This window comes from Labrys sp. KB_33_2 (genome assembly GCF_052114505.1).
Taxonomy (GTDB): domain Bacteria; phylum Pseudomonadota; class Alphaproteobacteria; order Rhizobiales; family Labraceae; genus Labrys.
In genome coordinates, this window is record NZ_JBFREW010000019.1 from 59602 (window position 1) to 70419 (window position 10818).

The 10818-nt window shown below is 63.5% G+C and carries 11 protein-coding genes; 4 read left to right on the top strand and 7 right to left on the bottom strand.

The features are described 5' to 3' along the window. Window positions 1–18: 18 nt before the first annotated feature. Window positions 19–369: a hypothetical protein gene (locus tag AB4037_RS28350; RefSeq protein WP_434955629.1), complete on the top strand. Its 351-nt coding sequence runs from the start codon at window positions 19–21 to the stop codon at window positions 367–369. 146 nt (window positions 370–515) lie between these two features. On the opposite strand, the gene AB4037_RS28355 is transcribed toward AB4037_RS28350, so the two are convergent. From AB4037_RS28355 to AB4037_RS28375, 5 genes are all read right to left on the bottom strand, one after another. After that, window positions 516–1628, bottom strand: a complete 1113-nt coding sequence (locus AB4037_RS28355) for an ABC transporter ATP-binding protein (protein WP_434959609.1) — start codon at window positions 1626–1628, stop codon at window positions 516–518. A gap of 158 nt (window positions 1629–1786) precedes the next feature. Next, a complete protein-coding gene (locus tag AB4037_RS28360; protein ID WP_441773767.1) occupies window positions 1787–2611 on the bottom strand; it encodes a sugar phosphate isomerase/epimerase family protein in 825 nt (274 codons plus the stop codon). 21 nt (window positions 2612–2632) lie between these two features. Further along, window positions 2633–3466, bottom strand: a complete 834-nt coding sequence (locus AB4037_RS28365) for a carbohydrate ABC transporter permease (RefSeq protein WP_434955631.1) — start codon at window positions 3464–3466, stop codon at window positions 2633–2635. Next, a complete protein-coding gene (locus tag AB4037_RS28370) occupies window positions 3463–4386 on the bottom strand; it encodes a carbohydrate ABC transporter permease (protein ID WP_434955632.1) in 924 nt (307 codons plus the stop codon). The genes AB4037_RS28365 and AB4037_RS28370 overlap by 4 nt, the downstream gene beginning before the upstream one ends. Window positions 4387–4390: 4 nt before the next feature. Beyond that, entirely contained in the window at window positions 4391–5731 is a 1341-nt protein-coding gene (locus AB4037_RS28375; RefSeq protein WP_441773768.1) for an ABC transporter substrate-binding protein, read from the bottom strand. Between the two features lie 192 nt (window positions 5732–5923). On the opposite strand from AB4037_RS28375, the gene AB4037_RS28380 reads away from it, so the two are divergent. After that, window positions 5924–7063, top strand: coding sequence for a Gfo/Idh/MocA family protein (locus tag AB4037_RS28380; protein ID WP_441773769.1), 1140 nt, complete (start codon window positions 5924–5926; stop codon window positions 7061–7063). A gap of 20 nt (window positions 7064–7083) precedes the next feature. Here AB4037_RS28380 and AB4037_RS28385 read toward each other — a convergent pair whose 3' ends face one another. Further along, window positions 7084–7833 (bottom strand): SDR family oxidoreductase, encoded by a 750-nt coding sequence (locus tag AB4037_RS28385; protein WP_441773770.1) that lies wholly within the window; start codon window positions 7831–7833, stop codon window positions 7084–7086. A 111-nt stretch (window positions 7834–7944) separates the two neighbouring features. Here AB4037_RS28385 and AB4037_RS28390 point away from each other — a divergent pair, with 111 nt between their 5' ends. Together AB4037_RS28390 and AB4037_RS28395 are read left to right on the top strand one after the other, a co-directional pair. Beyond that, window positions 7945–8880 carry a LysR family transcriptional regulator gene (locus tag AB4037_RS28390; protein ID WP_441773771.1) on the top strand — a complete coding sequence of 312 codons (936 nt, stop codon included), beginning with the start codon at window positions 7945–7947 and terminating at the stop codon, window positions 8878–8880. A gap of 119 nt (window positions 8881–8999) precedes the next feature. Beyond that, on the top strand, window positions 9000–9908 hold the full coding sequence (locus tag AB4037_RS28395) for an aldo/keto reductase (protein ID WP_441773772.1): 909 nt from the start codon (window positions 9000–9002) through the stop codon (window positions 9906–9908). Window positions 9909–9914: 6 nt separating this feature from the next. Here the strand turns inward: AB4037_RS28395 and AB4037_RS28400 are convergent, their stop codons facing one another. After that, complete coding sequence (locus AB4037_RS28400; protein ID WP_441773773.1) at window positions 9915–10748, bottom strand: aminoglycoside phosphotransferase family protein; 834 nt, start codon at window positions 10746–10748, stop codon at window positions 9915–9917. Window positions 10749–10818 lie beyond the last annotated feature (70 nt).

Below are 10818 nucleotides of genomic sequence, written 5' to 3' on the forward strand. Positions count from 1 at the left end.
AAACGATAGGGTGGAGCCATGAAAGAAAGCCATGCCGCTGTCTTCTCGGTCGAGGAGCTCGAATTCCTGTGTACTCAGGCTGACGACTACGGTTGGTACATATGGACGGAACAGACCCGTCCGATGATTGAGGCCTTGTGTGCCCGTCGGTTGATGGCGGCCAATGGTGATTTCAAGGTGGTACCCAGGGATGGGCAGCACCATGCCAATCTCGAAGGACATGCTCCTCGCGCGGCCGATTCGGTGTTGCGTTATTATGAGCTGATCGGGGCGGGACGCATCGCCTACCATATGGTGCAGCATCCGCGCCCGACCATGACGGCGACGCCGCTTACGGAAGTGCGCGGTAGCCATAGCCTTCACGGTTGATCGAAGGACGATGCATTTGGATCGAGCCGGTCGTCGTCCCGGCTCCCCGGATTTCAGCGTGTATTTGCAATTGCCGGCCATACCGCCGGATTGCAAAACACAGCATTACTCATACTTGTCTTGGCGCCTCGCGAGACCTGTGCGGTCTACGCGATATTTGCGGCCAGGCGTGGCAGGGCAGTGCCATCAGGCCCGAAAACATGGGCTGAATCGCGATCGATCCGCAGGCGGACCTCAGTGTGGGCACGCACGGGGTTTTTGCCGTCGGTTTGCACCACCAGTGTCTGTCCGTCCGCGATAGCTGTATGAAACACGGTCAGCCCGCCCAGATGTTCGACGATGCTCGTCGTCCCGGCGATGGCTTCGCCTGTGTCATCCGCTCCATTCACCAGCGTGATGTGCTCGGGGCGGATGCCGAAGGTGACCTCGGAACCGACTTTCAGGCCACTGGCCGCAAAGGGCAGACGGATGCGCTTGTTCCCCGGCAGGGAAAGGCCCAAGCCTGTCGCGTCGGCTTCGACGATCCGGGCCGGCAGCGTGTTCATGCGCGGTGAGCCGATGAAGCCTGCCACGAACAGGTTGCGAGGGTGATTATAGAGCTCGAGCGGCGCGCCGATCTGCTCGATCCGCCCGCCATTCAGCACCACGATCTTGTCGGCCATGGTCATGGCCTCGACCTGGTCGTGGGTGACATAGATCATGGTGGCCTGGAGTTGCTCGTGCAGGCGCATCAGCTCGATGCGCATCTGCACGCGCAGGGCAGCATCGAGATTGGACAGCGGCTCGTCGAACAGGAAAACCTTGGGATTGCGCACGATGGCGCGGCCGATGGCGACGCGCTGGCGCTGACCACCGGAAAGCTCCTTGGGCCGGCGATGCAGCAGCGGGCCGAGCTGGAGGGTTTCGGCAGCAGCCTGCACCTTGGCGGCACGTTCGGCCCGGGGCACACCTTCGATGCGCAGGGCGAAGCCCATATTATCCGCGATGGTCATGTGGGGATAGAGCGCATAGCTCTGGAACACCATGGCGAGGCCGCGCTTGGCCGGCGCGATGTCGTTGGAAAGACGCCCGTCGATGAGGAGGTCGCCGCCGGTGATCTTCTCCAGCCCCGCGATCATGCGTAGCAGAGTCGATTTGCCGCAGCCGGAGGGGCCGACGAAGACCACGAACTCGCGATCCTCAACCTCCAGGTCGACGCCCTTGATGACCTCGACGGCGCCATAGGATTTGCGCAATCCCTTGAGATTGACGGTGGCCATCGTGGCGTTCTCCTTTGCGAGATGATGCAGGGATGGAGGGTCGATCTCCAGATCGACCATCTTGGAAACGTCGAGCGAAATAGAGAACAAAGACGGTCGATCTGGAGATCGACCCTCCATTATTCCGCGCTACTGTTCGCAAAGTGAGCGCTCATGGGTCAGATGCCGGCGCGGCGCAGCGTTTCGCGATTGACCCTGACGGCAGCTGCGGGGTCGGCGGCGGCGGTGTCGGATTCTTCCTCCAGCACCAGCCAGCCATTGAAGTTCGGCCCTGCGGCAACGATGTCGACCACGGCTCTGAGATCGCAGACGCCCTGTCCCAGCATGCGCCACTGGCCCTCGGCATCGACATCCTTCAGATGCAGATAGCGGATGCGATCCTGGTAGGTGCGCAACGTATCGAGGATGTCCTGGCCGCCGCGCAGGATGTGGCCGGTGTCGGGCACCCAGCCGACCAGGGCCGGGTCCAGAAGGGCCATGATGCGGTCATAGTCGGCTCGCGAGCTCAGCAGCGTGTCGTGATGCGAGCTCGGATGCACGGCGACATCGACGCCGACGATACGGCCGAGTTCGCCGGCGCCATTGTAGAAGCGGCCGGCAATGGCGAACTTGTCGTCGAGAGGGCCGGGACTCATGATCGTGGCGCTGCCCAGCGACAGGATGGCACCGGGGAAATGCGCGGTGAAGCGCAGGGCGCGGTCGACCATGGCGAGGTCGGCCTCGACGGCGTCGGCTTCGGTGAAACCGGAACTGCTGCCGCAGGCAAAGGCCACCAGCGTCAGGCCATGGTCTGCCAATGCTTTCGCAAAGTCCTGCGGGCGGTCGGCATAGGGCGGGATCATGGTGTCGGTGATCTCGATGCCGGCATAACCTGCCGCCGCGATGGCCGCGAGCAGGTCGTCGGCATTGCCGCTCCAGCCCTTGCCCAGCATTTCCCAGGTGAAGGTCTGGCAGCCGGCCTTCAGTTTTGCGGTCTCGTTCATGATGTCATTCCTTGGCGACGGTCATTCCTTGACCGCGCCTTGAGTCAGGCCCTCGATGATGTGGCGCTGGAAGAACAGTACCAGCGCGATCAGCGGCACGGTCACCACCACGGAGGCGGCCGCCACGTCGCCCCAGGGCACGTAATAGAGGTTGGTGAAATTGGCGATGCCGACCGGGATCGTCTGGTGCTCGATGGTCGAGGTGAAGGCCAGGGCGAACATGAATTCGTTCCAGGCAGCGATGAAGGCGAGCAGGCCGGTGGTGACGAGGCCGGGCAGCGACATCGGCAGGATGATGCGGACGAACAGACCTGTAACCCCGACTCCGTCCATGCGCGCGGCCTCGTCGATCTCGCGCGGCAGCGTGTCGAAATAGCCGAACAGCACCCAGGTCACCAGCGGCAGGCCGAGCGCCAGATAGACAATGACAAGGCCGCTATAGGTGTCGAGGAAGCCGTAATTGGAAGCGGTCAGGTAGAGCGGGCCGACGATGGCGATCTGCGGGAACATCGAGACCGAGAGCACGACCCCGAGGATGCCGAAGCGCCCCTTGACCTCCAGCCGCGACAGCGAGAAGGCGGCCAGCGCCCCGATGGCCAGGCAGAACAGGGTGGTGAGCCCCGCCACGATCACCGAGTTCAGCACATAGAGCTGGAACTTCTTGACGAAGAAGACATTCGCATAGTGTTCGAAGGTGACCGGCGAAGGCCAGAAGCTCGGTACCGGATCGGTCAGCGCCTTGTCGAGCTGCAACGAGGTGGAGAACTGCCACAGGAACGGGCCGGCCGACCACACGAGCAGCAGTGCCGCGCCGGTATAGACGACGATGAGGCGCAGGATCTCGCGGGCGTTCATCCCTGCCTCCTCAGCCGCGCCACGATGAAGATGCCGAAGCCGATGGCGATCAGGGTTTCGGTGATGAACATCGCGGTGGAGAGCGCAGAGCCATAGCCGAACTGCAGGGTGGAGAAGAGCACCTTGTAGCTCAGGGTGGACAAGGTCTCGGTGGAGTCGGCCGGGCCGCCGCCGGTGAGGACATAGACGAGGTCGAAGATGCGGAAGGCATCGAGGGCCCGAAACATGCCGGCGATCAGCAAGGTCGGCAGCAACAGGGGCAGGCGTACATGCCAGAAGATGCGCCAGGCCGAGGCACCGTCCATCTTGGCGGCCTCGGTGAGAGACCGAGGCACAGTCTGCAAGCCCGCCAGCAGCAGCAGGGCCATGAAGGGCGTGGTCTTCCAGACGTCCGCGATGATGATGGTGTCGAGGGCGTGGTCGACAGAGCCGTACCAGTTGATGTTGCCGTCGATCAGCCCGACGGATTTCAGCAGGTAGTTGATCAGCCCGTGCTGTCCGTCGAACAGCCAGCCGAACATTTTCGAGGTGACCACGGTGGGCATTGCCCAGGGCACCAGCATGGCGGCACGCACCAGGGAGCGGCCAATGAAGGGCTCGTACAGCAGCAGGGCCATGGCGAGCCCGAGCACGGTCTCGAGCGCCGTCGACACCGCCGTGAACAGCACCGTATGCCCCCAGGCGTTCCAGAAGCCGTCGTCACCGAGCAGCGTGCGATAATTGGCAAGGCCGACGAAGGCGTCTTCCTGGGTGACCAGGGAGGTATTGGTCAGCGACAGCCAGACCCCGTTGACGATGGGATAGACCGAGACCGAGCCGAGCGAGATCAGCAGCGGCAGGATCAGCAGCCAGGGCGCCAGGTCCAGGGACCGCAGGCCAGCCCCGAGGGGAGGGCTGGCCGCGGAGGCTTGCACGCTCATCGCGTCATCCTGCGACGATCGAATTGATCTTGGTGCTGGCGGCCTCCAACTCTGCCTTGATGTTGCCGCTGACCAGCGCCTTGGAGACGCCCGACTGGATGGCGAGGGTGACCTGGGCATATTTCGGGGTGACGGGGCGCGGCGTCGCGCCGGTGAACACCGATTTGAGCTGCTTCATGAAAGGCTGCTCCTTGCCGAGTTGGGCATCTTCGAACACTTCGGGGCGTGTAGGGGCGATCCCGAGCTGCAGGGCGAACTGGAGCTGGGTTGATGGCGAGGACATCCAGGTCAGGAATTCGATGGCCGCCTCCCGGTTCTTGGTGTTGGCGTTGACGCCATATTGATAGCCGCCGAGGCAGGCCGCGCTCTTGCCACCGGCGAAATGGGGCAGTGGCACCACGCCAACCTTGTCGACCACCGAAGATGCCGCCTTGTCCTGCGCGATGGCATAGACATAGGACCAGTTGCGCAGGAAGGGGGCGCGGCCCGCCGTGAAGGGCTGGCGCGAGGGTTCTTCGTCCCAGCTCAGGACATCGGAAGGGCTGATCTTCGTCTTGTTGATGGTGTCATAGAGGAATTGGACGGCCGCCACCGCCTTGTCGTCGCTGAGCGTCGAGGATTTGCCGTCGGGGGCGAGGATCGAGCCGCCATTGGAGGCAATCGCCTCCACGAGATCGCAGACCAGCACTTCAGCCTGCTTGCCTTGCCAGAGATAGCCGAAATCGGCCTTGCCGGATTTCTGGATCTCTTGGGCGGCGGCGGCCAGTTCGTCCCAGGTCTGCGGCGGCTTGGCACCAATGCCTTCGAGCAGGTCCTTGCGATAAAACAGCATGCCTGAATCGACATACCAGGGCAGGGCGGTGAGCTTGTTGTTGTACGTGCAGGCCGCCACCAGACCGGGGAAGAATTGGCTCTGCACCGAGGCATTGAAATATTCGTCCAGCGGCAAGGCCCAGCCGGCACCCGCGAATTCGGCGATCCAGACCACGTCTTGGGTGAAGACGTCGGGCGTGCCCGTGCGACGGGCGAGCTGCTGCACCAGGGCCGTGTGCACTTCGGTGGAGGAACTGGGCGGCGGCAGCTCGACATAAGTGACGTGGATCTTGCCCTGCGATTGGTTATAGGCGTCCACCACCTGCGCCATGGTCTGCTTGCCGAAGAATTTGGCGCTGGCGAAGGTGATCTCGGTGCGGTCCGCGGCATGGGCGCGCCGGGGCAGGCCGAGCGCCAGAGCACCTGCGGCAAGGCCGGCGCCCTGCAGGAAGGTGCGCCGGCTCGGCACTGCTGCCGACCCGGATTGCGAAGCCCCGGCAACCGGGGTCGAGCGTGACTGAACGTCCGACATCACAAGTCCTCCCTTTATGGTGAATGCTCACCTTGATTTTCGGGTCATGCTTGGCCTGAGGCCGCGTGCTGTCAAGGATAAATTGTCATTTTCGTTCAAAAAATTTCATTCAAACACAACGCTTCTCGTGTTTACTTTCTAAATTAATGCAAAAATGAGCAACCAAGCTGACTGGGATGGCGGAGGACGCGCATGGGTAAACTCGGCATCGGCGTGATCGGATGCGGCAATATCTCGATGACCTATCTGCGCAATGCTGCGCTTTTCTCCGGCGTGGAATTGAAAGCCTGTGCCGATATCTCGGCGGAAGCCGCCAAGGTCAGAGCCCGGGAATACGGCATTCGGGCACTCGGCGTGGAAGAACTGCTTGGCGATGACGAAATCGACCTCGTTCTCAACCTGACCATTCCAGCCGTCCATTTCGAGGTATCGATGGCGGCTCTTGCCGCCGGCAAGCACGTCTTCACCGAAAAGCCTCTCGCCGTTACGGCGGCGGAGGGCCGGAGGCTGGTCGAGGAGGCGCGTCGGCATAAGCTGGCGATCGGCTCCGCCCCCGATACTTTTCTCGGTGCGGCGGGGCGGACGGCCCGCCGCCTGATGGAAGAGGGAGCGATCGGCCGTCCGACCACCGGCACCGCCTTCATGATGACCCGCGGCATGGAGCATTGGCATCCCAATCCCCAATTCTATTATCAGCCCGGCGGTGGGCCGGTTCTCGACATGGGCCCCTATTACCTGACCATGCTGGTCAATTTGCTGGGGCCGGCGCGCCAGGTTGCGGCGATGGCGACGACCGGGCAGGCGGAACGGCTGATCACTGCGCCCGGGCCGAACCAGGGCACGAGCTTTGCCGTCGGCACGCCCACGACCTTGATGGCGCTGGTCGAGTTCGCCGGGGGCGCCATCGTCAATGTCGGCATGAGCTGGGACGTGTTCCGCCATTCCAACCAGCCCATCGAACTGCATGGCAGCCAAGGCTCGCTCAGCCTGCCCGATCCGGACACCTTCGGCGGCACCCTCGCCCTCAGCCGCAAGGGCGAGCCCTGGCAGGACATCGATACGGCGGCCATGACCTATGGCGGCCTGAACTGGCCCTATGCCGCGCCCGATCGCGCCAACTATCGGATGCTCGGAGTGGCCGACCTAGCCCGCAGCCTCGAGGAGGGGCGACGGTCGCGGGCTTCCGGCGAACTCGCGCTGCATGTGCTCGAGATCATGGAAGGCATCCTGGAAGCCGCGCGCCTGGGGCGGACGGTGTCGATCGAGCCTCGGGACGTACAGCCCTCGGCCCTGTCGGAAGACGAGGCGGCGAGCCTCGGCAGCACCGGATAGGAGCAGGTGTTCGGGAAGCCCTAAAGCGTGCCCATGCCACCGTCGATCATGAGCTCGCTGCCGACGGTATAGGTCGCTTCGTCGGAAGCCAGGAACACCACGGCCTTGGCGATTTCGCTGGCCTCGCCGAAGCGGCCGGCGGGCACTAGTCCCTTGATGCTATCGGCGACGCTCTTCAGGTCCTGCTCCGAGAAGCCGAGCTTGCCATAGAGCGGCGTGGCAATCGGGCCGGGGCTGACGGCGTTCAGGCGGATGCCCCGCCCGATCAATTCGCCCGACAAGGTGCGGATCAGCGATTGCAACGCGGCCTTCGACGCGGCGTAGACGCTGGAGTTCGGCATGCCGATATGGGCGTTGACCGAGGTGTTCAGCACGATCGACGCCGGATTGGCCAGGATCGGCAGCAGTGCCTGGATCAGGAAATAAGGCCCCTTCAGATTGATGTCGAAGACCTTGTCGAAATCGGCTTCGTTCCAGTCCGCCAGCGGCTTGAGCTGGGCAATGCCGGCATTGACGAAGAGGATGTCGAGCCCGCCGAAGGCTTGCGCGATGGTCTCGGCGAGCTGTTTTTGCTTGGCGATGTCGGCGGCATCCGACTGAATGACGAGGGCACCTTCGCCCAGTTCCTTGCGCGCGGCCTCCAGCGTTTGGGGATTGGTGCCCGTCACCGCGATGCGTGCGCCTTCCGCCAGGAATTGGCGGGCGGTTTCCAGGCCTATGCCGGTGGTACCGCCGGTAATGAGAGCGCGCTTGCCTGAGAGCCTTTTCATGATTGCAGTTCCTTGTTCATGGGAGACGCTTTGAATGAAGCGAATATGGCGCAGTCATCATGTTCGGGGTATCCTGCTTATATTGGATCTATCTTCCGGGATTTCCGAACAATGAAGCTGGACGGGATCGCGAGTTTCGTAGCGGTGGCAGAAGCAGGTTCGATCAGCGAGGCGGCACGCAGCCTCCGCCTGTCCAAGTCGGTGGTCAGCGAACGCCTGGGTGAACTGGAGCGGACCGTCGGTACGCGCCTGCTGCATCGTACCACCCGGCGCCTGTCGGTGACCGAGGACGGAGCTGCTTTTCTCGAGCGCGCCAGGCGGATCGTGCGCGAGGTGGAAGAGGCGGCTGCGGATCTGGCGGAGCGGCGCGGCACCCTGGCCGGCCCGATGCGGATTGCCGCGCCGATTACCTTTGGGCACATGCATCTCGGCCCGGCCCTGTTTCCGTTCCTGGCTGATCATCCGCAGGTCGAACTCATCCTGGACCTCGACGATCGCCGGGTCGACGTCGCCTCCGCTGCCTATGACGGCGTCATCCGCCACGGTGCCATTGCGGATTCACGGCTGATGGTCTGGCGCCTGGCTCCAAGCCGGCGCATTCTGGTGGCATCCGCGGACTATCTGGACCGCGAGGGCACGCCGCGTTCCATCGGCGAACTCGATCATCATAAGGGGCTGTTCTATTCGAACCGGGGGGCTGCCGATTGGCGGTTCCTCGGGCCTGACGGTGTCGAAATCGTGCGGGCGAAGGTCGCCTTGCGGGTCAACAATGGTGATATGATCCGTGACGCTGCGCTTGCCGGCCTCGGCATAGGCCTGCTGCCGACTTTCATCGCGGGCCCCGAGATCCGCGCCGGGAAGTTGAAGGTCGTCGATATCGGCGTGCGGCCGGAGCCGGAATTCATCTTCCTCGCTCATCCGGAAGGGCGCCGGCCGTCAGCCAAGCTGCGGGCACTGACCGAGCATCTGAAACGCAGCTTCGGCGACCCGCCTTATTGGGAGGAGGGGATGTCCATGGCCGCTTCCGCTTGCACGAGCGTCTTGTGATTTGATTGAATCATTTCAAATCGCAAAGACGCGTCGAACCAAAGAGTTAGAGCAAAAACCGTTCACACTTGAACGCGCTTTGCTCTAGAAGCGACGCATCGTCACTGTGAGGCCCTGAGATGAGCGATTTGCCGGCACCAGAGAAGATACGCCCCCTCGGCTGCAGCGGCATGTCGGTAAGCTCTGTCGCCTGGGGCATGTGGCGCTTCGGGGGCGAGAACCTCGCTTCGGCTCAACGACTGATCGAGACTGCGCTCGAGGCCGGGGTCACCTTGTTCGACACCGCCGACATCTATGGCCCGTCCGACCTCGGCGGCTTCGGGGTTGCCGAGAGCCAGCTCGGCCGGGTGCTCGAAGCCAGCCCCGGCTTGCGCCACCGCATGGTACTGGCAACCAAGGGCGGCATCGTCTTCGGCACCCCCTACAACTCCTCCGCCGCCTATCTTTCCTCGGCCATCGATGCGTCACTGAAGCGGATGCAGGTCGACCGCATCGATCTGTGGCAGATCCACCGGCCCGATATCCTCACCCACCCTAGCGAGATTGCCAGGGCCCTCGAAGACGCGCATCGGGCCGGCAAGATCGCTGCCATTGGCGTGTCGAATTATACGGTTGCCCAGACACAGGGATTGGCGGCTTGCCTCAGCCTGCCCATCGTCAGCCATCAGCCGGAATTTTCGGCCCTCAAGCTCGATCCGCTCGCAGACGGAATTCTGGACCAGGCGATCATGAATGACATGGCGGTGCTCGCCTGGTCGCCATTGGCCGGAGGCAGGCTGGCGCAGCCGCAGGACGAGCGGGCACGGGCGGTGGTGGCCCTGTTCGATGCCAAGGCCGCGCAGGCCGGCATTTCCCGCACCGCCGTCGCCCTGAGCTGGTTGATGGTCCATCCGGCACGGACCATCCCGATCGTGGGAACGCAGAATCTCGACCGCATCCGGGAGATCCCGCAAGCCTATCTGCCGCGCTGGAGCCGGGAGGAGTGGTATTCGGTGCTGGTGGCCTCGCGGGGAGAGCGCCTGCCCTGATGCGGCTCAGCCCTGATCGATTGCGCCGATGGCCAGCTTCATGATCGCAAAATCGATGGCGGGGCTCTCGTTGATTTCGATCTGCCATGTCGCGGACAGGCCGGTCCAAGCAATGATCCACTGCAGCATCCGCCTGCGTTCGACACGGGCATGTTCGGTCACGAGGGTCAGCCGGTGTGAAAAACGCTCGGGTGAGGAGGCGAAAGCGCCGCCGTCGCCCTTGCCGGGGTTGCAGAAGAGATTGGCATAGTCGAAGCCACGCTCGCCAAACAGGCCCTTGGGATCGATGACGAGCCAGCCGCGAGGCCCGAAATCGAGGACGTTGTCGTGATGGATGTCGCCATGCAGCACGGTCTCTTCACAGGGATCGGCCAGGAGGGCACGTGCTTCGGCGGCGCTGCGCGCCAGCAGGCCACCCTCCCGGGCCGCGGCTGGCTGCAGATCGGCAAACCAGGCCTGCAAGGGAACGAGGGAGGGAGGAGGATCGGAACGGGCTGCATGCAGCTTTGCCGCGACTTCGCAGAGAATGATCGTGGCTTCATCGTCCCGCCCGGCGGCGACCAAGGCAGAGAGCGGAGCGCCGCCGCGTTCCATCACGATGGCGTCTTCCTCGGCGGCAAAGATCTCGGCAGCGCCCTTAGCGTGCCACCAACTCATCAACAGGCCACCCTGACGCTCTTCTTCCGCCGTGGCCACTTTCAGCATGGCGGGACGTCCTTGCCAGCGCACTGGCAGCAGGCGCGCGGCATGGGTGACGATCGCCTCGCCATCCGGTGTGAGCCGCCAGCGCGCAAGCGCCTCGGCGAAAACGGCATGTTGCCGGAATTGAGACGAATGCATGGGATCTCTCAAAAATAGCTCGCCGTGGCCGCCCGGTGCCCGGAGGAAGAGCGACAGGTAGCCCGATGCC

Excerpts from the sequence above, each read along its gene's own strand:
- AB4037_RS28390 (WP_441773771.1), top strand. The coding sequence starts at position 7,945 with ATGAAGCTGGACGGGATCGCGAGTTTCGTAGCGGTGGCAGAAGCAGGT.
- AB4037_RS28395 (WP_441773772.1), top strand. The coding sequence starts at position 9,000 with ATGAGCGATTTGCCGGCACCAGAGAAGATACGCCCCCTCGGCTGCAGC.
- AB4037_RS28350 (WP_434955629.1), top strand. The coding sequence starts at position 19 with ATGAAAGAAAGCCATGCCGCTGTCTTCTCGGTCGAGGAGCTCGAATTC.
- AB4037_RS28375 (WP_441773768.1), bottom strand. The coding sequence starts at position 5,731 with ATGTCGGACGTTCAGTCACGCTCGACCCCGGTTGCCGGGGCTTCGCAA.
- AB4037_RS28355 (WP_434959609.1), bottom strand. The coding sequence starts at position 1,628 with ATGGCCACCGTCAATCTCAAGGGATTGCGCAAATCCTATGGCGCCGTC.
- AB4037_RS28385 (WP_441773770.1), bottom strand. The coding sequence starts at position 7,833 with ATGAAAAGGCTCTCAGGCAAGCGCGCTCTCATTACCGGCGGTACCACC.
- AB4037_RS28400 (WP_441773773.1), bottom strand. The coding sequence starts at position 10,748 with ATGCATTCGTCTCAATTCCGGCAACATGCCGTTTTCGCCGAGGCGCTT.
- AB4037_RS28380 (WP_441773769.1), top strand. The coding sequence starts at position 5,924 with ATGGGTAAACTCGGCATCGGCGTGATCGGATGCGGCAATATCTCGATG.
- AB4037_RS28365 (WP_434955631.1), bottom strand. The coding sequence starts at position 3,466 with ATGAACGCCCGCGAGATCCTGCGCCTCATCGTCGTCTATACCGGCGCG.
- AB4037_RS28370 (WP_434955632.1), bottom strand. The coding sequence starts at position 4,386 with ATGAGCGTGCAAGCCTCCGCGGCCAGCCCTCCCCTCGGGGCTGGCCTG.
- AB4037_RS28360 (WP_441773767.1), bottom strand. The coding sequence starts at position 2,611 with ATGAACGAGACCGCAAAACTGAAGGCCGGCTGCCAGACCTTCACCTGG.